At 69.4% G+C, this 22931-nt stretch carries 22 protein-coding genes, 1 tRNA gene and 1 pseudogene; 10 read left to right on the top strand and 14 right to left on the bottom strand.

Annotated elements, in window-relative coordinates:
• Positions 1-888, top strand: coding sequence for an alpha/beta hydrolase family protein (locus tag JR064_RS07520; RefSeq protein WP_179571079.1), 888 nt, complete (start codon positions 1-3; stop codon positions 886-888).
• 96 nt (positions 889-984) lie between these two features.
• On the opposite strand, the gene JR064_RS07525 is transcribed toward JR064_RS07520, so the two are convergent.
• On the bottom strand, positions 985-1302 hold the full coding sequence (locus JR064_RS07525; RefSeq protein ID WP_206229301.1) for a hypothetical protein: 318 nt from the start codon (positions 1300-1302) through the stop codon (positions 985-987).
• Positions 1303-1627: 325 nt separating this feature from the next.
• The gene (dkgB, locus tag JR064_RS07530) at positions 1628-2431 is read right to left on the bottom strand and encodes a 2,5-didehydrogluconate reductase DkgB (protein WP_206229302.1); all 804 of its coding nucleotides are present in this window, start codon (positions 2429-2431) and stop codon (positions 1628-1630) included.
• 295 nt (positions 2432-2726) lie between these two features.
• Here dkgB and JR064_RS23215 point away from each other — a divergent pair, with 295 nt between their 5' ends.
• The 4 genes from JR064_RS23215 (at position 2727) to JR064_RS07550 (ending at position 5577) form a co-directional block, all read left to right on the top strand.
• Positions 2727-2858 carry a hypothetical protein gene (locus JR064_RS23215; RefSeq protein ID WP_263604336.1) on the top strand — a complete coding sequence of 44 codons (132 nt, stop codon included), beginning with the start codon at positions 2727-2729 and terminating at the stop codon, positions 2856-2858.
• 161 nt (positions 2859-3019) lie between these two features.
• Positions 3020-4015, top strand: a complete 996-nt coding sequence (locus JR064_RS07540; RefSeq protein ID WP_206229303.1) for a bifunctional helix-turn-helix transcriptional regulator/GNAT family N-acetyltransferase — start codon at positions 3020-3022, stop codon at positions 4013-4015.
• Positions 4016-4208: 193 nt separating this feature from the next.
• Positions 4209-4655 carry an Rrf2 family transcriptional regulator gene (locus JR064_RS07545; protein WP_206229304.1) on the top strand — a complete coding sequence of 149 codons (447 nt, stop codon included), beginning with the start codon at positions 4209-4211 and terminating at the stop codon, positions 4653-4655.
• Positions 4645-5577, top strand: a complete 933-nt coding sequence (locus tag JR064_RS07550) for an NAD(P)/FAD-dependent oxidoreductase (RefSeq protein WP_206229305.1) — start codon at positions 4645-4647, stop codon at positions 5575-5577. Before JR064_RS07545 ends, JR064_RS07550 begins: the two co-directional genes overlap by 11 nt.
• Before the next feature lie 67 nt (positions 5578-5644).
• On the opposite strand, the gene JR064_RS07555 is transcribed toward JR064_RS07550, so the two are convergent.
• The 4 genes from JR064_RS07555 to JR064_RS07570 form a co-directional block, all read right to left on the bottom strand.
• On the bottom strand, positions 5645-6865 hold the full coding sequence (locus tag JR064_RS07555) for an RtcB family protein (protein ID WP_206229306.1): 1221 nt from the start codon (positions 6863-6865) through the stop codon (positions 5645-5647).
• Between the two features lie 55 nt (positions 6866-6920).
• Positions 6921-8042 (bottom strand): slipin family protein, encoded by a 1122-nt coding sequence (locus JR064_RS07560; protein WP_206229307.1) that lies wholly within the window; start codon positions 8040-8042, stop codon positions 6921-6923.
• A 374-nt stretch (positions 8043-8416) separates the two neighbouring features.
• Positions 8417-8492 (bottom strand) — tRNA-Lys (locus JR064_RS07565).
• A 442-nt stretch (positions 8493-8934) separates the two neighbouring features.
• Positions 8935-9120 carry a hypothetical protein gene (locus tag JR064_RS07570; RefSeq protein WP_206229308.1) on the bottom strand — a complete coding sequence of 62 codons (186 nt, stop codon included), beginning with the start codon at positions 9118-9120 and terminating at the stop codon, positions 8935-8937.
• Positions 9121-9426: 306 nt separating this feature from the next.
• On the opposite strand from JR064_RS07570, the gene JR064_RS07575 reads away from it, so the two are divergent.
• Both JR064_RS07575 and pcaD read left to right on the top strand, forming a co-directional pair.
• Positions 9427-9915 (top strand): nuclear transport factor 2 family protein, encoded by a 489-nt coding sequence (locus JR064_RS07575; protein ID WP_206229309.1) that lies wholly within the window; start codon positions 9427-9429, stop codon positions 9913-9915.
• A 322-nt stretch (positions 9916-10237) separates the two neighbouring features.
• Positions 10238-11017 carry a 3-oxoadipate enol-lactonase gene (gene pcaD, locus JR064_RS07580; protein ID WP_206229310.1) on the top strand — a complete coding sequence of 260 codons (780 nt, stop codon included), beginning with the start codon at positions 10238-10240 and terminating at the stop codon, positions 11015-11017.
• A 99-nt stretch (positions 11018-11116) separates the two neighbouring features.
• Here pcaD and JR064_RS07585 read toward each other — a convergent pair.
• Positions 11117-12136 (bottom strand): annotated as a pseudogene (locus tag JR064_RS07585) (NADP-dependent oxidoreductase); the annotation flags it as partial.
• Complete coding sequence (locus JR064_RS07590; RefSeq protein WP_179571067.1) at positions 12133-13092, bottom strand: aldo/keto reductase; 960 nt, start codon at positions 13090-13092, stop codon at positions 12133-12135. The pseudogene JR064_RS07585 and the gene JR064_RS07590, both read right to left, overlap by 4 nt.
• Positions 13093-13267: 175 nt before the next feature.
• Between JR064_RS07590 and JR064_RS07595 the strand changes: the two genes are divergently transcribed.
• Complete coding sequence (locus JR064_RS07595) at positions 13268-14125, top strand: class I SAM-dependent methyltransferase (RefSeq protein ID WP_179571066.1); 858 nt, start codon at positions 13268-13270, stop codon at positions 14123-14125.
• Positions 14126-14238: 113 nt separating this feature from the next.
• Positions 14239-14775 (top strand): pseudouridine synthase, encoded by a 537-nt coding sequence (locus JR064_RS07600; protein ID WP_206229311.1) that lies wholly within the window; start codon positions 14239-14241, stop codon positions 14773-14775.
• Between the two features lie 312 nt (positions 14776-15087).
• Here JR064_RS07600 and JR064_RS07605 read toward each other — a convergent pair whose 3' ends face one another.
• Both JR064_RS07605 and hrpB read right to left on the bottom strand, forming a co-directional pair.
• Positions 15088-15489, bottom strand: a complete 402-nt coding sequence (locus tag JR064_RS07605; RefSeq protein WP_179571064.1) for a hypothetical protein — start codon at positions 15487-15489, stop codon at positions 15088-15090.
• 413 nt (positions 15490-15902) lie between these two features.
• Positions 15903-18515, bottom strand: a complete 2613-nt coding sequence (hrpB, locus tag JR064_RS07610) for an ATP-dependent helicase HrpB (protein ID WP_241092908.1) — start codon at positions 18513-18515, stop codon at positions 15903-15905.
• A gap of 110 nt (positions 18516-18625) precedes the next feature.
• Between hrpB and JR064_RS07620 the strand changes: the two genes are divergently transcribed.
• Positions 18626-19423 carry a TatD family hydrolase gene (locus tag JR064_RS07620; protein ID WP_206229312.1) on the top strand — a complete coding sequence of 266 codons (798 nt, stop codon included), beginning with the start codon at positions 18626-18628 and terminating at the stop codon, positions 19421-19423.
• Between the two features lie 233 nt (positions 19424-19656).
• On the opposite strand, the gene JR064_RS07625 is transcribed toward JR064_RS07620, so the two are convergent.
• From JR064_RS07625 to JR064_RS07640, 4 genes are all read right to left on the bottom strand, one after another.
• Positions 19657-20169, bottom strand: coding sequence for a hypothetical protein (locus JR064_RS07625; protein ID WP_145706987.1), 513 nt, complete (start codon positions 20167-20169; stop codon positions 19657-19659).
• A gap of 489 nt (positions 20170-20658) precedes the next feature.
• On the bottom strand, positions 20659-21603 hold the full coding sequence (gene panE / locus JR064_RS07630) for a 2-dehydropantoate 2-reductase (protein WP_206229313.1): 945 nt from the start codon (positions 21601-21603) through the stop codon (positions 20659-20661).
• 49 nt (positions 21604-21652) lie between these two features.
• The gene (locus tag JR064_RS07635) at positions 21653-22108 is read right to left on the bottom strand and encodes a hypothetical protein (RefSeq protein WP_206229314.1); all 456 of its coding nucleotides are present in this window, start codon (positions 22106-22108) and stop codon (positions 21653-21655) included.
• Entirely contained in the window at positions 22105-22920 is an 816-nt protein-coding gene (locus JR064_RS07640; RefSeq protein ID WP_179571047.1) for an ABC transporter permease, read from the bottom strand. Before JR064_RS07640 ends, JR064_RS07635 begins: the two co-directional genes overlap by 4 nt.
• Positions 22921-22931 lie beyond the last annotated feature (11 nt).

Below are 22931 nucleotides of genomic sequence, written 5' to 3' on the forward strand. Positions count from 1 at the left end.
ATGGAAACCAAGCTCTCCAGCATCGATATCGCGGTGGACGGCGACGCCTTGAGCGGCACCTTGCTGACGCCGACCAATGGCATGCCCGGCGTGTTGTTCGTGCATGGCTGGGGCGGCAACCAGCACCACAACCTGGTGCGCGCGCGCGAAGCGGTCGGCCTGGGCTGCGTATGCCTGACCTTCGACCTGCGCGGCCACGAAGGCCTGGCGTCGATGCGCGAGACGGTGACCCGCGCGCAGAACCTGGACGACATCAAGGCGGCCTACGACCGGCTGGTGGATTCGCCGCAGGTGGATCCGGAGTCGATCGCGGTGGTGGGTTTGAGCTACGGCGGCTATCTCGCCTCGCTGCTGACCCTGGAGCGGCCGGTGGAGTGGCTGGCGCTGCGTTCGCCGGCGCTGTACAAGGACGCGCATTGGGACGGCCCGAAGGTGGCGTTGAACCGCGATCCGGATTTGATGCCGTATCGGCACCGCGCCATCGCGCCGGAGGACAACATCGCGCTGGCCGCGTGCCAGCGCTTCCGCGGCGACGTCTTGCTGGTCGAGGCCGAGCAGGACGTGATCGTGCCGGGGCAGGTGCTGAAGAACTATGCCGCCGCGTTCTCCAATGCGCGTTCGCTGACCTCGCGGGTGATCAAGGGCGCCGACCACGCGCTGACCCGCAAGGAACATCAGCTCGAATACACCCGCTACCTGGTCGACTGGCTCACCGAGATGGTGGTCGGGCGCCGCGTGGCGCTGGCCAAGAACGTGGTCGAACGGCGCAAGCAGCAACTCAAGAGCACGCAAGGCGATGCGGCGACATCGCCCGGACAGGGCTCGAAGGAGTTCCAGGGCCGCATCGAGGCCAAGGAACGCACCTCCGACGCCACGCCGTCGCGGTGAAGCGCTGGCGCGGCGGCGCCGCGGCGGATGCGCGCGACGAAGCGGTCGCGCTGCAGTCTGCAACGCGATCCCATTCCGGCGCGCTCGCCGCTGCCGTCAGTGGCTGCGCCCGGATTGCTCCAGATGGTGCCAGGCGTGGCGGACCAGCCAGCGCGCCTCGTCCCACGGCACCGACAGCGACGGCGCCAGGTGGTGATAGGACTCTTGCAGCACGCGGTACAGCTGCGCTTCGGTGGCGCGCGGATAGGCCAGATAGACGTCGTAGCCCATCTTCAGCAGCGAGGCATAGTCGGAGAAACCATGGTGACCGAGGCGGCCATTGGCATGCGCATGCCGCCAGTAGGCCATTTCGGCATCCAGATCGACGGCGCGACGAGCATGGGCAGGACGAGCGGGAGCGGAAGCGGTCTGCATGGGTAGGACTCCTCTCGAAGCTACCCCCCTGTCGCTCCGATCCTAGCGGATCGGTGCCGCGATTTGCGCGGGCAGCACGATATCGCGCGCGAATCGCTGAACCGCTAAGCGAGATGAGCGGAAAGATGCGCTGTAAGCGTTTGCAACGCAGTGCTGGATAGCGCGCCGGTTGCGAGGGCGCATGACGCGCCGTCGTCGTGCCCGGCGAGGATGCGTCATGCGACGGGGCGCCAAGCACGCGTCACACGCCTTGTCATGCGGCACATGCCGATCGCCGTGGAGGCGACGGCACGATCACCGATCCAGGGCTGGCAGCGCCGCGGCTTCAGTCCCAGTCCGGCGCGATACCGGCTGGGTTCGCCAGCCGTTCGCCGCGATCCAGCGTGGCGATCTGCGCCATGTCCGCGTCCTCCAGGCGCAGCGACTGCGCGAGCAGATTGCTGGCCAGGTTCTCGCGCTTGGTCGAGGACGGGATCACCGCATAGCCCTGCTGCAACGCCCAGGCCAACGCCACCTGCGCCGGCGTGGCGGCATGGCGTGCGGCGATCGCGGCGATCACCGGATCCTTCAGCACCTTGCCGTAGGCCAGGGTCATGTACGAGGTGACGTGGATGCCCTGTTGCTGCAGGTAGCCGATCAGCTTGCGGTTCTGCAGATAGGGATGCACTTCGATCTGCTGGGTGGCGATCGCCTCGGCGCCGAGGATCGCGATCGCCTGCTCGGTCAGCGCGATGGTGAAGTTGGACAGGCCGATCTGCCGGGTGAGGCCCTGCCGCTTGGCGTCGGCCAGGGCGTGCAGAGACTCGGCCATCGGCACCGCATCGCGTGGCGAGGGCCAGTGCACCAGGGTCAGGTCCACGTACTCGCTGCGCAGCTTGTCCAGGCTCTGGCGCAGGCTCGGCAGCAGCTTGTCGGCGGACAGGTTGTCGGTCCACATCTTGGTGGTGACGAACAGGTCCGCGCGCGGCACGCCGGAAGCGGCGACGGCCTGGCCGACCTCGGCTTCGTTGCCGTAGATCTGCGCGGTGTCGACGGCGCGGTAGCCGAGTTCGAGTGCGTTGCGAACCGAGTCGACGACGACCTGGTCCTTGAGCCGGAACGTACCCAGGCCGAAAGCGGGAATGCGCATGCAGTGACTCCTTGCGAGGAAGATGGGAAAGAGCGTTGGATTTCAGTATGCGAGCGGTGCAGTTGCGGTAGCGTCGGCGCGCATCGCACCGGGTTGGCCGAACGCTGCGGTGGCGCCGAGGGGCGCTCACAGGCATGCAGGGCCAAAAGACGGAGGCGGGAGCATGACGGCATCCCGTAGGAGAAAGCAGGTTCACAGTGTGGACCTGTCCCTGGCCCGGAAAAACCCGCCGCCAGACCAATCACTTTTGCGTTCTGGTCAATAATCGGCTTCCGATTCCGCCATCCGCCTTGCCATGAAGACGACGCTGGAGGTGCGGCAACCGATCCATGCCGTGTACTACCGCAACACCGCGTTCTCGGCGCGCATCGCCTCGTTTCTCGATCCCCTAGCGGAGGCCATGGGGCCTACGCCGTTCGCGGCGTAGCGGCTAACCGCTGCCTGAGCTGAGTGGGTGCATGCGCAGCCGGCGGCCGGCCAGATCGCCAACGACGCGGCATGCCGCAGCGGCCGTCCGGTCGTGGCAAGACCATTGACCGGCGCCGCCAAAAGTAGTTGTATGAAGCAACGAAATTGCCGGAGCCGGCCATGCCAGCGGTGGATCCCGTCGTCGTCGAACAGATCCGCGCCGCCTCGCGGCAGCTGGTGCGCGAACTCGGCTTCCTGCAGGACACCCTCGCCGCGACCGACTATCCGCCGTCGGCGGTGCATGCGTTGCTGGAGATCGACGCGCGCGACGCGGTCGGCGCGTCGCAGCTGGCCGACTGCCTGCAGCTGGAAAAATCCAGCGTCAGCCGCATGCTACGCAAGCTGATCGCGGCGGGCGAACTGCGCGAGCGCACCAGCGCCGAAGACGGCCGCGCCAAGCAATTGCGGCTCTCTGCCCGCGGCCGGCGCACGGTGCAGGGCATCCACGCTTTCGCGCGCGCGCAGGTGGAGGCCGCATTGGCGCCGCTGCCGGCGCAGGCGCAGGCGGACATCGGCCACGGGCTGGCGGTCTATGCGGCCGCGTTGCAGGCTCTGCGCAATGGCGCCGCGCCGCCAGCGCCGGAAGCGGTGCGCATCGACGGTGGCTACCGGCCCGGTGCGATCGGCCGCATCGCAGAAATGCACGCCACCTTCTATGCGCGGCATGCCGGCTTCGGGCAGTTCTTCGAAGCCAAAGTCGCGGCGGGCGTCGCCGAATTCTCCGCGCGCCTGGAGCGGCCCGGCAACGGCCTGTGGCTGGCGATGCAGGCGCAGCGCATCGTGGGCGCGATCGCCATCGACGGCCAGGACCTGGGCAACGGCGAGGCGCATCTGCGCTGGTTCGTGGTGGACAACGGCCTGCGCGGCAGCGGCATCGGCCGGCAGTTGCTGCAGCAGGCGTTGCAGTTCTGCGACGCGCAGGGTTTCGCCGCCACCCGGCTGTGGACCTTCGCCGGCCTGGACGCGGCGCGGCGGCTGTACGAGGCGCACGGTTTCGCGTTGCTGCAGCAGTGCGAAGGCGACCAATGGGGGGCGAGCGTGATCGAACAGGTGTTCGTGCGGCCGCGGCCCGCGGTCGCGGCACCGGCGCAATCGTGCAGGCGGCAGGACGGCTAGCGGCCGCCATCCGCACCCACGCCAGGCATGCGCGCCGCGTATCGCCTCGTTGCCGGGCCATCTGCTCGTCGCACTGGTGCCGAGCGTTCGTTGCGCAGCGGTTCGCCTGCGCGGCACATAGCGATTCGGCGACTCGACCGGCCGGCAAGCGGGACGCTGGACACGCGCCAAGTAATGTAACTATTATGGTTACATGAAAAGAAACACGCAGCTGTCCGACGTGCTGCACGTGCTGGTGCACCTGGCCCAGCATGGCGAGCCGATGACCTCCGAGCAGATGGCGGCCTGCCTGCAAAGCCATGCGGTGGTGGTGCGGCGCCTGCTGGCGCGGCTGCGCGACGCGCAACTGGTCGAATCCACCCGCGGCCACGGCGGCGGCTGGCAGCTGGCGCGCGCGCCGGAGGCGATCAGCCTGTACGACGTCTATGTCGCGCTGGGCGAGCCGCTGCTGCTCGGCCATGGCGTGCGCGGTCCGCATCCGGATTGCGCGATCGAGCGTGCGGTCAACGACGCGCTCGACGACGGCTACCGGCAGGCGCAGGCCGCGTTGGCCGCACAGCTGCAGGCATTGACGCTGCGCAAGCTGGGCCAGCGCGTGCAACGCAAGCTCAGACAGGAGAAGAAGACCCATGCAGCATGATGCCGTGATCGTCGGCGGCAGTTTCGCCGGCCTGTCTGCCGCACTGATGCTGGCGCGCGGGCATCGCAAAGTCGTGGTGGTCGATGCCGGCCTGCCGCGCAACCGGTACGCCGCGCACTCGCATGGTCTGCTGGCGCTGGACGGCATGCCAGGCAGCGCGGTGCTCGCGCAGGCAAAGGCGCAACTGCTGAACTATCCCACCGTCGCGTGGTGGGACGGGCAGGTCGAAGCGGCAAAGGCGCTGCCCGGCGGCTGGGAGCTGGCGTTGGCCGATGGCCGGCAGGCGCAGGCGCGCGGCCTGGTGCTGGCGACCGGGGTGGCCGATCGGTTGCCGGAATTGCCCGGCGTGGCGGAACGCTGGGGGCACAGCGTCATGCACTGCCCGTATTGCCACGGCTACGAGCTGGGCCGGCAAGCGCGTATCGGCGTGCTCGGCAACGGCACCACGGCATCGGCGGAGCAGGCGCTGATGCTCGCCGACTGGGGGCGGGTGACGCTGTTCGCGCAAGGCATGCAGCTGGACGACGCGGAGTTGATGGCCAGGCTGGCCAAGCGCGGTGTGCAGGTGGAAACGCGGCGGGCGCTCGCGCTGGAGGGCGATGGCAAGGCGATCGACGGCATGCGCGTGGACGATGGCGCGCGGGTGGAGATCCAGGCGCTGTTCGTGGCCGCGCCGACGCAGATGGCCAGCCCGTTGGCCGAGCGCCTGGGCTGCGTGTTCGACGACGGCCCGTCCGGCCCGTATCTGCGCGTGGACGAGCGCAAGCAGACCAGTGTGCCGCGGGTCTACGCGGCCGGCGACGCAGCGCGCATGTTCGGCAATGCGACCCTGGCCTCGGCCGACGGCGTGCTCGCCGGCGTCGGCCTGCACCATGCGCTGATCGCCGAAGACAGCCAGCCGGATCCCGCGAGCGGCGCATAAAAAAGGCCGTCCGCGAACGGACGGCCTGCTACCGGCGACATGCCGCCCCGCTTGCGGGGCGACAGCCTCAGCCCTTCACGCACAGCACCTGACGCAAGGTGTGCACCACTTCCACCAGGTCGCTTTGCGCGGCCATCACCGCATCGATCGACTTGTACGCCGCCGGCGATTCGTCGATCACCGCCGCATCCTTGCGGCACTCCACGTGCGCGGTGGCCTCGCGGTGCTGGGCCAGGGTGATCTGCTGGCGCGCGGCGGTACGGCTCATCACCCGGCCGGCGCCGTGGCTGCAGCTGTGGAAGCTGTCGCCATTGCCCAGCCCGCGCACGATGAAACTCTTCGCGCCCATGCTGCCGGGAATGATGCCCAGCTCGCCGGCACGCGCGCTGACCGCGCCCTTGCGGGTGACCAGCAGTTCCTCGCCGGCGTGCGTTTCCTTCTGCACGTAGTTGTGGTGGCAGTTCACCGCCAGCTTCTCCAACTGGAACTTCGGCAGGCGGTGACGCATCTCCGCCAGCACCCGCGCCATCATCGCCTCGCGGTTCTCGCGCGCGTAGTCCTGCGCCCAGGACACCGCTTCCACGTAGTCGTCGAACAACGGCTCGCCTTCCATGAAGAACGCCAGGTCCTTGTCCGGCAGGTGGAAGCCGAGCACGCGGTGCGCCAGCTGCTCGCGCGCCTGCTCGATGAAGTAGCTGCCGATCAGGTTGCCGGTGCCGCGCGAGCCGCTGTGCAGCATCACCCACACCGCATCGCTCTCGTCCAGGCACACTTCGATGAAGTGGTTGCCGCCGCCGAGCGTGCCGATCTGGCAATCCAGCTTGTCGGTGCGGATCCGGCGGTGCCTGGCCTTGATCGTGTCCAGGCGCTCGACCAGCCCCGACTGCGCGATGCGCGTGGCGATGCTGTCGGGCAGCTTGCGATGCTCGCCGCCGCGGCCGTTGCCGACCGGCACGCTGCGTTCGATGCTGGAACGCAGTTGCGCCAGGCTGTCGGGCAGATCGGCCGCGCGCAGCGTGGTCCGCACCGCGGCCATGCCGCAGCCGATGTCCACGCCGACCGCGGCCGGGATGATCGCGCCGCGGGTCGGGATCACCGAGCCCACGGTCGCGCCCTTGCCCAGGTGCACGTCGGGCATCACCGCCACCCACGGTCCCACGAACGGGATCGCGGCGATGTTGCGCAGCTGCTCGTGGGCCTGCGCTTCCAGCGGCACGCCGCGCACCCAGCCCTTGATCGGCGTGGCGCTGCCTTCGGCGTGCAGCAATTCGTAGTTCTGCATCCTCATGTCTTCATTCCTTCGAGGCCATGCGCGGCGCGTCCCTGCGCTGCGCATGGCGGTCCTACTTCATCGTCACCAGCTGCTTCAGCACGCCATCCAGGCCGCCGAACACGGTGAGCTTGTCGATCTTCTCGGTGACCTTCTCCAGCGCCTCCAGCTCCTTCAGCCGCATCAGCACCGGGTTGTCCTCGATCAGCTTGGCGGTGTTGAGCAGCGAACGCGTGGCGTTGGCCTCCTCGCGCCGGCGGATCACGTTGGCCTGCGCCGACTTCTCCGCCTGCACCACCGCGTTGAGGATGTCCTTCATCTCGCCGGGCAGGATCACGTCCTTGACTCCGACGCCCAGCACCTCGATGCCGAAGCCGGTCACCTGCTCGCGCACGTAACCGAAGATGTCCGCATCCAGCGACGCCTTGTCGCCCAGCAGTTCGTCCAGCGTCTTCGCCGACACCGCACGCCGCAAGCCGTACTGCAGCTCGCGGTACAACTGGTCGCCGTACTTGGCCACCCGCGTCCGCGCGGCGACCGGGTCGGCGACGCGCATGCTCGCGGCCAGGTTGACGCGCAGGCTGACCTTGTCGCGGGTCAACAGCTCCTGCCCGGACACCTCCACCGACTGGATACGCAGCTCGATCACTTCCGCGACGATGTTCTTGCGGAAGTTCCAGAACGCGTAGTGCCCCGGTGCCAGGGTCTGCTGCAGGCGCCCATCGACGAACACCAGTCCCGCTGACTCGGCCGGAACGTCCAGCGCCACCGCGAAACGCGACAGCAGGCCGAGCTGGCGCAGGCGCTGGGCGACATCCGCCGGCACCGCCAGGCTCTCGCCCAGCGGCAGACGCATCACCTCCACCGCGATCAGCCCGCGCCAGTACAGCCGGCGCGTGCCGGGCGCCAGCACGTCTTCGAGCTTGCCCTGCTTGAACACCAGGCCGACTTCGTCGCTGCCCAGGTCGGCCAACACGAAGGCCTCGTGCAGCTGTGCGCCCAGGCGCGCGATCAACGCATCGGCATCGGCGCCGGCGTAGTCCGGCACGGCGATATTGCAGGTCTTCACGTCGATCCGCCGCGACGGATCGAACAGACGGTAGACGCCGGGCGCGAGCACGCGCTCGAAACGCCGGTTGCGATACATCAGGCCGCGCTCGCTATCGCCGATCACGACCCGCTTGGTCCAGAACATGGCACGTTCTCCTTGTGTGGCTCTGGTGATCCGGTCCTGTGGATGAAATCGCCGCGCCGGACCGACGAGCGCGAGGACGCCACGTTGCGAGCGCCATGGGCGCCGCAACGCTGCAAGAGAAATGCAAGTGCGCGCACGACGTCGCCACGGCGGCCAGTGGGCGCTGTCGGTGCGGAGGCCGGCGCGTGTCGTCGGCATCGCGCTGCATTGCGATGCGACCGTCGGCGCAGGCGCGCACGTCCAGGGCGGCGTGGCGGCGGCAGCGGCGCTGCGGTGCATGCGTTACGCAGCGCCGGTGGCGATGCGTGCGGCGTGTCCCGCGCGGCGCGACTTGCTGGGCTTGCGCCCGGTATTGCACATGACGTGACAGGTCATGGTTCTCGGAGCGGGATTCGAACCCGCGACACTCGGATTAAGGTTCCGATGCTCTACCAATTGAGCTATCCAAAAGCGACGTGCCGGAGTCGAACCGGCGACACGTGGACAAGCCACCGCTCTACCTCTGAGCTAACGTCTGGTGGAAATTGCACATCCCGGCCGCAGGCATACGCGACGGCAGCGCCGTGCGCACCGGACGGGAATGGCATCCCGTACCGCTAGCGACCATTAAGTGCAGTTTCCCATTGCCGCCTCTTTCGAAACGGCAATTCCTGCGTCGATTCCATTCCCGCCGCCCGCGTCCGGCACCTGGACGCAGCGCTTGCGCGCCTCGCGAGCGAAACTTCCCTGTTTCCGGGCATTCCATGCCCGGGTGCCTGGGATGTTGGATCGACAAAAACAAAACACATGGCATGCGAACGCGCAAAGCAAAACGCCCCCGGCATGGTGTCCGAGGGCGTTCGCGTTCCTCGGAGATCGATGCAACCGATCTCCGCAACGGGCGATCAGTCGATCAGGTGGCGCAATCCAGCCGCAGCGCGGCATCGCGCTGCGCACGCAGGACCGCTGCGCGCGTTTTGCGCTGCAGGCCGGGCAGATGTGCGGTGAAGGGGCGGAAGGTCATGATCGTCGGAGTCGTCGTTGCCGAACGTGTCGGCTGATGGGCGCGCACATTACCTGCGTTGTTTTCGTTGCGCAAGGGGTTTATCGAATTATTTTTGTCTCTCTCGCCAATGCCTCGATCGCTGCGCCGCGCGTCAGCAGTCCTCGGCAGATTCGCAATCCTCGAAGAGGCGTTTCCAATTCTGGTGTTTTGGTTACTGTGGCCGGCTCCGCAAAGCGAAAAAAATCATCGGGAAATGGCCGCATTTTCTCCGGGCGATGCCCGACCTGGCGCAATGCGCACTGCTAGGCTCGCGGTGCGTCCTCCAGCGGCCAATCACTTACTTTCCGGTTACTGGATGGCGCCAGCGATCAAGCCACTTCCCCCGACGGAGTCATCGAAATGAAAATTCGCCTGCATGCGTCTCTGCTCGCATTGCTGCTCGCGTTCCCCGCCGTTTCCGCATTCGCGCAAACCGCGGTCACCGCCAATCCCAACCACCAGCAGCTGCTGCAGGGCTCGGATTGGCGCACCGAGGCGAACAAGCGCCTGGTCTACGACTTCTGGCGCATCGTGTTCGAAGCCGGGCACACCGAGTACGCGCCGATGTACATGGCCAAGGACTATATCCAGCACAATCCGACCGTGGCCAACGGCCGCGACGCATTCCTGCAGTTCCTGACCGCCTTCGTCAAACCGCAGCCGATCAAGCCGCGCGTGCAGCTGCCGCTGGTGGCGATCCTCGCCGAGGGGGACTACGTGACCCTGGTATCGGTGCGCACGTTGCCCGATCCCAAGGACGCGACCAAGACCTATACGACCACCTGGTTCGACATGTTCCGCATCCAGAACGGCAAGATCCAGGAGCATTGGGATCCGGCGACCAAGTGAGATAGGCCAGGATCCGGGACATCGCGGCGATGCGTCGCTGCGGCACGCACGAGGTGTGTTGTCGCAGCGACGCGGTGCGTGTGGTCGTGGTGCCGTCGTCGCACGGATTTCCTTGTTGTCCGGCGCCGACACAGGGTGGCGAATTGGATGTCGGTGTGGGCCGCACGTGCAGTCGGTCGCGCATGCGCCTCAAGAGTTCTGTGCCGGCTTGCTGTAGCGAACACCCGGCGGTGCGCGCTTGGAGCATGCTGGCAAGGCGCTAGGGAGCTAGACTCCGGTAGCGGCCATCGGTCGCGCGCCCTTCCCAGCCGACCCCGCCGCCATGCCCTTCCTCGAACTTCCGACGCATCGCCTGCATTACCGCATCGACGGCAGCGAAGGCCGCCCATGGCTGACCTTCTGCAATTCGCTCGGCACCGACCTGCACATGTGGGACGCGCAGATCGACGCGCTGGCACCGTACTACCGGGTGCTGCGCTACGACCGCCGCGGCCACGGCGCCTCGAGCGTCGCGCCTGGACCGTATCGGATCGAGGCGCTGGCCGGCGACGTCCTGGCGTTGCTCGATGCGCTGGCGGTCGAGCGCACCCATTTCTGCGGCCTGTCGATCGGCGGGCTGACCGGGCAATGGCTGGGCGTTCACGCCGGCGCGCGCCTGCACACGCTCACCGTGTGCGCGACCGCGGCCAGGATCGGCACCGAGGATGGCTGGCAGGCGCGCATCGCGCAGGTACAGGCCGACGGACTGGCGTCGTTGCTCGCCGGCACCCGCGAGCGCTGGTTCACCCCGGCCTTCGCCGAGATGCAGCCGGCAACGGTCGAGGCGATCCTGGCGAGCTTCCTGAGCACCGATGCGCAGGCCTATGCGGCCTGCTGCGAGGCGCTGGCCAGCGCCGATTTCCGCGAGGTCCTGGGCGAGATCGCCACGCCGCTGCTGGCGCTGGCCGGACACGACGATCCGGTCTGCCCGCCGGCCGATCTGCAGGCGATCGCCGCGCAGGCGGCGCGCGGCAGCTTCGCCCAGGTGCATGGCCGGCACCTGTGCAATGTGGAATCGCCGCACGCCTTCAACGACGCGCTGCTGCGCTTCCTGTTGCAATAGACGCGGTCAGGGCTGCACAGACAAGCGCCGCGCGATCCCGACCGCGCAGCGCTGGCTGTCCCATCCCCAATCCCTAATCCCGGCTTTCATCCAGCTGCACACCAGCTTGCCGAAATTGCCGCCGCCGAGCATGTCGATGAAGGCCTGCGGCGCGTTCTCCAGCCCCTGCACGACATGCTCGCGGTAGCGCACGCGGCCGTCGGCCAGCCACGCGCCCATCTCGCGCAGGAACTCGGGATAGAGCTTGACGAAATCGCCGACGATGAAGCCGCGCAGGGTCAGCCGCTGGCGCAGCACCTGGTTCATCAGCGCCGGCAGGCGGTCCGGCCCGGGCGGCTGTTCGCCCTTGTTGTTGTAGGTGGCGACGGTGCCGCACACCGGCACCCGCGCGAAATCGTTGAGCAGCGGCAGCACCGCATCGAACACGTGGCCACCGACGTTCTCGAAGTACACGTCGATGCCGTCTGTCGCGGCGGCGCGCAGTTGCTCGGCGAAGTCCGCAGCACGATGGTCCAGCGCCACGTCCAGGCCCAATTCCTCGCGCAGGTAGCGGCACTTCTCGGCGCCGCCGGCGATGGCGATCACCTTCGCGCCGCGCAACCTGGCGATCTGCGCCACGCTGGCGCCGACCGGGCCGGTGGCGGCGGCGACCACGACGGTCTCGCCGCTCTGCGGCTTGCCGATTTCGTGCAGGCCGGCGTAGGCGGTGAAACCGGGCATGCCGTAGACGCCGAGCGCGGTGCTCGGCGGCAGCGGCGAGTGCGGATCGAGCTTGCGCCGCAGGCCGGCGCCGTCGGCCACCAGGTGGGTCTGCCAGCCGCCGCTCTGCACCAGCACCAGGTCGCCGGGCTTGAGGTCGGGATGGTGCGATTCCAGCACCTCGGCGACGGTGCTGCCGACCATCACCTCGCCCAGCTGCACCGGCGGCGCGTACGAGGGCGCATCGCTCATGCGTCCGCGCATGTACGGATCCAGCGACAGCCAGCGGTTGCGCAGCAGCACCTGGCCGGGACCGGGCACGGCCAGTGGCGCCTGTTCGATGCGGAAATTCTCCGCGGTCGGCGCGCCTTGCGGACGCGAGGCGAGGACCACGCGGGTGGTATGGGAAGCGGTGCTCATACGGTTTCCTTGCTGGCGGTATCCAGTTGCGCGATGTCCTCGGCCGACAGCGCCAGGCGCGCGGCGGCCAACAACTGCTGCAACTGCTCGATGCTGGTGGCGCTGGCGATCGGCGCGGCGATGCCGGGGCGCGCGATCAGCCACGCCAGGGCGACCTGGGTCGGCGTGGCCGAATGCTTGCCGGCGATGTCGTCGAGCGCGGCGAGGATGCGCAGGCCGCGCGCGTTGAGGTAGCGCGCGATCACGCTGTCGCCGCGCGCCTGGCTCTTCGCCGCATCGGCGGGACTGCGGTACTTGCCGCTGAGGAACCCGCGGGCCAGCGCGTAGTAGCAGAGCGTGCCCAGTCCCTGTTCGCGCACCAGCGGTTCCAGGCCGGCCTCGTAGCCGGCGCGGTCGTACAGGTTGTATTCGGGCTGCAGCGTCTCGTAGCGCGGCAATCCGTACTGCGCCGACACCTTCAACGCTTCGGCCAGGCGTTCGGCGCTGTAGTTGGAGGCACCGATCGCGCGCACCTTGCCTTGCTCGATCAGCCGCCCGAACGCGGCCAGCGAGGCTTCCAGCGGCACCGATTCGTCGTCCTCGTGGGCCTGGTACAGATCGATCACGTCGGTCTGCAGGCGCTGCAGCGATTCGTCCACCGCCGCGGCGATGTTGTCGGCGGCCAGGCCCGGGCGTTCGGCCCACTTGCCGACCTTGGTCGCGATCAGCACCTTGTCGCGCTTGCCGCTGCGCTTGAGCCACTGGCCGATGATGGTTTCCGATTCGCCGCCGCGGTTGCCGGGCACCCAGGCCGCGTACGCATCGGCGGTATCGATCAGGTTGAAGCCCGCTTCGACGAAGGCGTCGAGCAAGGCGAAGGAGGTCTTGGCGTCGGCACTCCAGCCGAACACATTGCCGCCGAAGGCGAGCGGCGCCGCGTGCAGGCCGGAACGGCCGAGTTCGCGCGTGTGCAGCATGGGGAACGCTCCGCTGTGGGGAAGGGCGACAGGATAGTCGTCCGAGGTTTCGGTATCGGGGCGATGGTCGCGAAAACAGCGTTCCGTTTGCGTGATTCGGGCTAACGCGAAGACAACATTCGGGCGTGCGCGCATGCGTGCTAGGCTCGCGTCACACCGACAACGGACGTACGCCATGAGCCTTCGCACCACGCTTGCCTGCGCTTGTACCCTTGCCATTGCCGCGACGCTGGCGATCCCGAACGCGCAGGCGATCAAGCCTGCCGACAGCGCCAGCCTGCCGGCGCCGGATGCGGCCTTGCAGAAGGCCATCGACGGCAGCTGGCGCGACCGCGTCTACGCCGAGCGCGACGCCTATCGCCACCCCGGACAGACCCTGGCGTTCTTCGGCATCAAGCCGACCCAGACGGTGATCGAGATCACCCCGGGCGGCGGCTGGTATTCGGAAATCCTGGCGCCGTACCTGCGCGAGCGCGGCCAGTACATCGCCGCGGTGGTCGATCCGACGGCAGTGCCGGAAGGGCGCGGCCGCGAGTATCAGCAGAAGGCGCGCGCGACGCTGGAGCAGAAGTTCGCCGCCGCGCCGGCGCAGTACGACCGCGCCAAGCTGGTGGCGTATTCGCCGACCGCGCCGGTGTTTGGTCCGGCCGGCTCGGCCGATCTGGTGCTGACCTTCCGCAACGTGCACAACTGGCGCATGTCCGGCCAGGCCGAGGGCATGTTCAAGGGCTTCTACGCGGTGCTCAAGCCCGGCGGCGTGCTCGGCGTGGTCGAGCACCGGGCCAAGGCCGACGTGCCGGCCGACGACAAGAGCGGTTACGTCGGCCAGGCGCAGGTGATCGCGATGGCCGAGGCGGCCGGCTTCAAACTGGCCGGCAAGAGCGAGGTCAACGCCAACCCGCGCGACACCAAGGACTATCCGGGCGGCGTGTGGACGCTGCCGCCGAGCAACAGCCACGATGCCGCCGACGATGCCAAGTACAAGGCGATCGGCGAGAGCGACCGGATGACGCTGAAGTTCGTCAAGCGCTGAGAACGGCGGCGCGGGCAGCGGGAAAGGAAAACCGGCGTGGGAGAATTACCCGCGCCGCGCGCGCCGTCGTTGCGTGGCCAATCCCGAATCCCTTTTCCCCAATCTCCGCTTCCATGCTGATCGCGTTCAACAAGCCGTTCAATGTGCTGTGCCAGTTCACCGATCGCAGCGACCCGCCGCGGCGCACGCTGGCCGGGTTCGGCCTGCCCGCCGACGTGTACGCGGCGGGGCGGCTGGACTACGACAGCGAAGGCCTGCTGCTGCTCACCGACGACGGCGCGCTGGCGCACCGCTACACCGATCCGCGGCACAAGCAACCGAAGACGTACTGGGTGCAGGTGGAAGGCGTGCCGCAGCCCGAACAGTTGCAGCGCCTGCGCGATGGCGTGGTATTGAACGACGGACCGACCGCGCCGGCACAGGCCAGCGTACTGGAGACGGCGCCGGACCTGTGGCCGCGCGACCCGCCGGTGCGCTTCCGCAAGACGGTGCCCGATGCCTGGCTGCAGATCGTGCTGCGCGAAGGGCGCAATCGCCAGGTGCGGCGCATGACGGCCGCGGTCGGCTTGCCGACCTTGCGCCTGGTCCGCGCGGCGATCGGCGCGCACCGGCTGGAGGGGTTGGCGCCGGGCGCGTGGCGGGCGCTGTAAGCCATGTGGGCAACGCCCCCGTGTAGGAGCGGCTTCAGCCGCGACGCTTTACCGGTAGCCCTGTCGCGGCTGAAGCCGCTCCGACAGGAACGGAGCCGGTGGTCGCGAATTCCGGATTGAGGCGCGCACTTGCCGCGTGGCGTGTCCGCAGGCGCTCGACGATCGCCGTCGCGGCGGCTTCGTCGTCGCGCTGCAGATCGCTTGGACACCACGTCGTCCGCTGCCTGTAAACGAAAACAGCGGCCGGATGCATCCGACCGCTGTTTCGATGGCGCTGCCGTCGTCGCTGTCGCGGCGCCGCTGCTGCAATGCTTATTCTTCGGTGGCGTCCTGCGCCGCCGCGGCACGGCGCGAGGTGCGCGCCGCCGAACGACGGGCACCGGCGTTGCCGCGCTTGCTGGCTTCGATGCGCTGCGAATCGCCTTCGATCGGCGCGTTGTTGTCGCGCTGGCGCTTGCGGTAGATCGCATACCCGAGCAGGCCCACGCCCACCGCCGCGGCGGCGATCGCGATGACCGGATTGCGGCGCACCGCCGTCCGCGCGACCTTGGTGCCGGTCTTCACCGCACCCAGCGCCGCACCGGTCTTCAGCGCGCCCATGGCGGCGCCGGACTGCAGCCACTTGTTGGCCTGCGGCCCGATGTGACGGAGGCTGTCGCCGGCATGGCTGGCGAGATCCAGCGCGCGGTCGGTGATGATGGTCAGCTTGCTCATGGGGGCGTCCCTACTGGCAGGAATAAGGACCGCAGTGTCCCCCGGGTACCGTATAGACCGCGTTAGCGCGCCGGCGTGGAGTCGTCTGCCGGCTGAATGCGCGGCCGGTTCGGGTGCGGTGGCCGGTGCGGTTGCGATCGCCACGGTGGGGATGTCTCGACGGGACCGCACGCCGTGGCGCTGGCGCGACGTTGCCGCGGGCGACGTCGATCAGCGCAGCGTTCGCGCCGGGTCCATCGCCTTCGCCATCCACGGGCAGGGACGGCGGGCGAGGCGGTGCTCGCCTGCATCGGTGCATCCGGCGTGCTTGCGTCGGACCTTCGGAAACGCGGCGTGCAGACGGAACGTCCTCTTCGCCGCTGTTGCCCGTCTGCGACGGCCGCAAACCTGCAGCGCGATGGCGGCCGCCGTGCTCAAGTGCCGCGCGGCTTCGCGCGATGGCTGGCGGTGGCGGTCCACGGGTCGTCCGGCCACGGGTGGCGCGGATAGCGGCCCTTCATTTCCTTTTTCACTTCCGGATAGGTGCTGGACCAGAAGTTGCGCAGGTCCTGGGTCACCTGGAGCGGGCGCCCGCCGGGCGAGAGCAGGTGCAGCAGCAGCGGCACGCGGCCGTCGGCGACGCGCGGGGTGTCGGCCAGCCCGAACAGTTCCTGCAGCTTCACCGCCAACACCGGCGGTTGCGGTTGGCCGGCGTGGTCGAGCGCGTAGTCGATGCGCCGCTCCATGCCCGAGGGCACCGTGATCCGCGTCGGCGCGTGGCGATCGACGGCCTGCCGCTGGTCCCACGGCAGCAGCGACTTCAGCGCCTCGCCGAGGTCGTCTTCGCCGAGCGCATCGAGCCGGGTCTTGCCGGCGAAGGCCGGGCGCAGCCAACCGTCCAGGCCTTCCAGCAGCGCGGCGTCGCCGAGATCGGGCAAGCCCAGCTCCGGCATCCACGTGCGCAGCGCGACCGCACGCGCGCGCCATTGGGTCAGCGGCTCGCTCCACGGCAGCGCCTGCAGGCCGAGTTCGCGTACCGCCTCGGTCAGCGCCGCCGCCGCATGCGCCGGATCGACGCGGCCGGCGGGGCGGCTGTCGAGCACGATGCGGTCGAAGCGGGTTTCGCGCAGCGCGCTCAACGCGCGCCGCTCGGCGTCCCAGCGCACCACGTCCTGCTGCACGAAGCGCTGCGGGAAATCCGCGCGCAGCCGCGCCTCGTCCACCGGCGCGGCGCGCAGCAGCAGCGCGTCCTTGGCTTCGTAGCGCAGTTCGGTGGCGACCAGCCACGGCTCGCCGCGCAGGTCGCTGTGCTCGAACAGGCGTGCGCTGCGGCCGTTGGCCAGCAGATAGCGCAACGGATCGGCCGGATGGCGGGTGGCGATGCGGTCGGGGAAGGCATGGGCCAGCAGGTCGCCGAGTTCGTGCGCTTCCACGCTGTCCGGCGCGGCGGCGTCGCTGCGCAGGCGCCGCCGCCATTGCTTCGCGGCCGCATCGATCGCGGCCAGGCCGCCGCGGTTGGCGTCGTGCGGGGCGCGGCCGCGGCGGAACCCGGCCAGTGCGCGCCAGCGCGCCGCCAGCGCGTCGCCGCCCTGGCGCAGCGGATCGCGCGCCTCGACCAGCGCGGCCAGGTCGCAGGCCAGCGCCTGCGCCCGCGCATCCGGCGCGGCCAGCAGCATCGCCGCCAGCCGCGGATGGGTGCCCAGCGCCAACATGCGCCGCCCGGCCGCGGTGATCGCATGGTTTTCGCTCAAGGCGCCCAGCCGCTGCAGCAGTTCGCGCGCGGCGGCCAGCGCGCCGACCGGCGGTGGATCGACGAAGCGCAACGCGTCGCTGCCCCAGGCCGCCAGTTCCAGCGCCAGCCCGGCCAGCTCCACCTGCAGCATTTCCGCGCGGCGCTGCGCCTCCAGGCGCTGCGACTGCGGCCACAGCCGGTACGCCCAGCCGGCGGCGACACGGCCGGCACGGCCGGCGCGTTGGTCGGCCGAGGCCTGGGCGATGGCGGTCACGTCCAGCCGCGAGAAACCGCTGTTGGGATCGTAGTGCGGCTCGCGCGCCAGCCCGGCATCGATCACCACGCGCACGCCGGGCAGGGTCACCGAGGATTCGGCCACGTTGGTCGCCAGCACCACGCGGCGGCGGCCGTGCGGATCGGGCTGCAGCACCTTTGCCTGCTGTTCGACCGGCAGTTCGCCATGCAACGGCAACACGTCGACACCGCTGCCTTCTCCCCCCGGGAGAAGGTGGCGCGCAGCGTCGGATGAGGGTGCGCCCGAGGCGGTGCCGGCGGCGAGGGCGCCAGAAGCGGCCCCCGATGTGGGCACGCCCAGCCCCACCCCGGCCGCCTCCAACGCCGCCTGCACCCGCGCGATCTCGCGTTGCCCAGGCAGGAACACCAGCACGTCGCCGGGATGCTGCTGCAGCGCATGGTCGATGGCGCGGCGGGTCTGCGCTTCCAATGCCTCCTCGCGCCGCGCCGGGAAATGCGCGATCTCCACCGGATAGCTGCGGCCGGCACTGGACAGCCGCGGCGCGTCCAGGAACTGCGCCAGGCGTTCGCCGTCCAGCGTCGCCGACATCACCACGATGCGCAGGTCCTCGCGCACCTGCGCCTGCACGTCCAGCGCCAGCGCCAGGCCCAGGTCGGCGGCCAGGTGGCGTTCGTGGAATTCGTCGAACAGCAGCGCGCCGACGCCGTCGAGCATCGGGTCGTCCTGCAGCATCCGGGTCAGGATGCCTTCGGTGACCACTTCGATGCGGGTGCGCGCGGACACCTTGTTCTCGAAGCGGATGCGGTAACCCACGGTCTCGCCCGGCGCCTCGCCGCGCTGCCGGGCCATGAACGTGGCGGCGCTGCGCGCGGCGACCCGGCGCGGCTCCAGCATCACGATGCGGCGGCCCTGTAGCCACGGCGCGTCCAGCAGCGCCGGCGGCACCTGGGTGGTCTTGCCGGCGCCGGGCGGGGCTTCCAGCACCAGCCGCGGGTGCGCGGCGAGGCTGTCGCGGATCTGCGGCAGCAGCGGGTCGATCGGAAAAACGGGAGAGGCCATCGGCCAAGGATACGGATCGGCCGCGCCGCTGTAGAGCGCGCGCCTCTCGCGGTTAGCGCCGGCCCCGTACAATCTCCCGCTTTCCTGCCCGGCTTCCTCGGCATCTCCGCATGACTCTGATCGATATCGGCGCCAACCTCACCCACGACTCCTTCGATCGCGACCGCGACGCGGTGCTGCAGCGCGCCCGCGACGCCGGCGTCGCGCAGTTGGTGGTGACCGGCGCCAGCCGCGAGCACTCGCCGTTGGCGTTGCAGCTGGCGCAGCAGCACCCCGGTTTCCTCTACGCCACCGCGGGCGTGCATCCGCACCACGCGCTCGAGTACACCGCCGAGTGCGACGCCGAACTGCGCGCGTTGCATGCGCATGCCGAGGTGGTGGCGGTGGGCGAGTGCGGGCTGGACTACTTCCGCGACCTGGCGCCGCGCCCGGCGCAGCACCGCGCCTTCGAGCGCCAGCTGCAGCTGGCCGCCGACACCGGCAAGCCGCTGTTCCTGCACCAGCGCGACGCGCATGCGGATTTCCTGGCGTTGATGCGCCAGTTCGACGGCAAGCTCGGCCCGGCGGTGGTGCACTGCTTCACCGGCACCCGCGAGGAGCTGTTCGATTACCTGGACCGCGACTGGCACATCGGCATCACCGGCTGGCTGTGCGACGAACGCCGCGGCGCGCATCTGCGCGAGCTGGTCAGGAACATCCCGGCATCGCGGCTGATGATCGAGACCGACGCGCCGTACCTGCTGCCGCGCACGCTCAAGCCGCTGCCGAAGGACCGGCGCAACGAACCGGCGTTCCTGGCGCACATCGTCGAGGAACTGGCGCGCGACCGCGGCGAGGACGTGGCGGCGACCGCGGCGGCGACCACCGCCACCGCGCGCGGGTTCTTCCGCTTGCCCGACGCCGCGTGAGCGCAGTCCGCCGCCCGGCTGCGGCTATCGCCGTTGTGCGTGGCGATGCGGACCGAATGCTGGCGGCACGTGCGCTGCCGCAGCAGTCGATCGCGGTCGTTTGCGCTCGCGAGATCCTGTAGGAGCGGCTTCAGCCGCGACCGGCACTACCGATAGCGCCTGTCGCGGCTGAAGCCGCTCCTACAGGGTTCATGGCCTGTCGCTGCGCTGGTTTTGCGTGGCGCCGATCCGCGCTATTCGATCTGCGCGTCCTCGCGCTTGGCCTCGGCCATCGCTTCCGGTTCCAGTTCCTCGGCGCTGCGGTTGAGCTTGACGAACACGCCCCAGGCGATCAGCAGCAGCGCCGCGCACAGGCCGACCGCGGTGGCGTAGGGCAGCTTGGCCGGGTCGTCGTGCATCAGTTCGAACACCGAGACCAGCGTCTCGATCGCCAGCGCGATGACGATGACCACGAAGAACCGCGACAGGTAGCGGCGCACGCGCGTCGGGCCGCTGATCTTGACGTCGCGCTGCACTTCTTCCTCGAAGATGGTCTGGCCCAGTTCCAGCGTCACCAGCGCCACGGTGAGCAGGCCGATCGCCTCCAGCACTACGTTGAAGCGGTCGCGGATCACCAGGTCGCCGCCGGGGGTGAGGCCGTGCCACAGCTCCAGCACCGCCATCGCCACCAGGCCGGCGGCGCACAGCAGGAACAGCAGGATGATCAGGAAATGGCCGCCGCGGAATAGTTTTTCCATGAACTTCATCGCCGCTCGCCGTGGTCAGGTCGGCGAGCATAGGCGGGGCGGGCGTCAGCGGCGCGCGAAGAGGCGCGATGGACGGGGCGGACCTGCCGCAGCCGAGGACTCCCAGGCACGCAATGCGTTCCGCGGTGCCCGGAGGCGGCTGCCGCTTGGCGGATTGCGCTGCCCGGTCAGGCTGATCAGGGGATTGCAGCGGCGGCGGTGGATGGCCTCGGGCATCGGCTTCGGCGCGTCCTCGCGTCCCCGGTGACCGGAGTAAGTGCCTGTCGCGGTGCAACCATTCCTGCACGCGCGATGGCAGGCCGGGCGGGGTGCGTTGTGGGAGGGACTTCAGTCCCGACGCGTGTCGGCCGGACAGCGCCATGGCGACGCGTGTCGCGGCCGGGCCCGCTCGCACCACACGCATGCCGGCGCATGGCGGTGCGCCTGCAGAGCGTGAGCCGCCCCGCTGCGAGGCGCGTCACTGTGGCGGCGTCGCCCGCCGCCATGCCTTCAGCCTTGCGCCAACCCGGCCTGGTAAGCCTGCAGGTGGCAGTACGCGGCCAGCAGCCACGGTGCGGCATGGCCGGCGGCGCGGGCGCGGGCCAGCATGTCGCCGACGATGTGCTGCGCTTCCACCTGCTGCCCGGCTTCCAGGTCGCGCAGCATCGACGCCTTCATCGGCGAGCCGGGCTGGGTCAGCAGCTGCAGCGCGTTGGCCTGCGCCGCTTCCGGCACCGGTTCGCCCGCGGCGGCGGCGACCGCCGTGCATTCGGCATACAGCCCGCGCAGCAGGGCCACGCCGTCGTCGCTGGCGACGATGCGGCCGGTCGGCGCGCGCATCAGGCAGGTGGCCGCGGCCAGCGCGGTCAGGAAGGTGTACTTGATCCACTGCTCCTGCGCGATCCGCGGCGCGGCCAGGTGGTCGATGCCGGCCTGCGCGCAGGCCGCGGCCAGGTCGCGCACGCGCGCGCTGTCGGCGCCGCGCCCGTCGCGCTCGCCGAAGGTCAGCGAGGCCGGCTTGCCCAGGTGCTGGACGCTGCCGTCCGCGCCCAGCGTGGCGCTGATGAAGCACAGCCCGCCGAACACGCGTTCGGCCCCGAAGCGCGTGTCCAGCAGCGGATAGTGGCGCAGGCCGTTGAGGATCGGCAGCAACGCGGTGTCGCGGCTCATCGCCGGCGCCAGCGCGTCCAACGCGCTGTCCAGATCGTAGGCCTTGCAGCTGAGGATCACCAGGTCGAATGGCTGTGCGGCGGCCGTTGCCGGCAAGGTATCGGCGGTCAGCGTGGTCACCGCGATGTCGGCATCGCCGCGCGGGCTGCGGATGCGCAAGCTGTCGCGCTGCAGGCGCGCGGCCCGCGCCGGGCGGACCAGGAAGGTGACATCGACGCCGGCCTGGGCCAGGCGTCCGCCGAAGTAGCCGCCGGTCGCGCCGGCGCCGAGGATCAGGATGCGCATCTGCTAGAGCCTTTGGGTGGTGAGGGAAAATCCGATCTGCAGGGCGAAGCTAGTCCTTGGCTTCCTGCTTGGGTAGTGGGCCGATCAGCGCCTCGATGTCGGTGCGCACTTCGGCGCACTGCTCCTGTTCGTGCGCTTGGCGTTGCACAGGGTCGTGGCCGTCGTCTTGCGCGTCGATGGTGGCCATCAACTGGCGGAAATCGTCGAAGCCGGCCTTCATCGCCGCACTGTTCTCGGCCACATCGAAGTCGGCGTTCGCAGCCAGCGCGCGCTCACGCGCGGCGTGTTGCAGGGCTTCTGCGAAGCGAACGAACTCGGTCCGCTGCAGACCGCAGTAACGCGCCTGCGCCAGCTGCACGCCATCGGCCTGGGCGTGGCGGTACAGCCTGTCGGCGTCCGGCACGACCGGATCCTGACCGGCCGCGCAAGCGGCGGGCGTTGCCGCCGCGACAAAGCCGCACAGCAGCCACAGCGGCAATGCGCCTGTGGCGCGGCGCATGCTCAACTACGCAATCCCACCCCACGCCGCAGCAGCCACAGCGCCAGCGCGCTGAGCACCGCGACGAAGCCCAGCATCAGCGCGTAGGCCACCCACACCGGCACGTCGCTGCTGCCGAGCAGGCCGTAGCGGAAGGCGTTGACCATGTAGAAGATCGGGTTGGCATGGGTGGCGGCCTCGGCCCAGCCGGGCAGCAGCTTCACCGAATAGAACACGCCGCCCAGGTAGGTCAGCGGGGTCAGGATGAAGGTCGGCACGATGGCGACGTCGTCGAACTTCTTCGCGTAGACGGCGTTGATGAAGCCGGCCAGCGAGAAGATCGTCGCGCCCAGCAGCACCGTGGTCAGCGTCACCAGCGGGTGCGGGATGCGCACCGGGGTGAAGAACATGGCGATGATCAGCACCAGCACGCCGACCATCAGTCCGCGCAGCACCGCGCCGGCCACGTAGCCCCACAGGATCACCCAGTTCGGCATCGGGCTGACCAGCAGTTCCTCGACGTGGCGGCCGAACTTGGCGCCGAAGAAACTGGAGCTGATGTTGCCGTAGCTGTTCTGGATCACGCTCATCATCACCAGGCCGGGGACGATGAACTGCATGTAGCTGTAGCCGCCCATGTCGCCCACGCGCGAGCCGATCAGCCCGCCGAAGATCAGGAAGTACAGGGTCATGGTGATCGCCGGCGGCACCAGGGTCTGGCCCCAGATGCGCAGGATGCGCTTGACCTCGCGGCGCACCACGGTGCCCAGCGCGACCCAGTTGCGCTGGGCCGGCGTGGTCTCGGGGAGGAGGGATTGCGGTTTGGCGGTGGTGTTCATTGGCGTCCAGC

It is taken from the genome of Xanthomonas bonasiae (genome assembly GCF_017163705.1).
Lineage (GTDB): Bacteria > Pseudomonadota > Gammaproteobacteria > Xanthomonadales > Xanthomonadaceae > Xanthomonas_A > Xanthomonas_A bonasiae.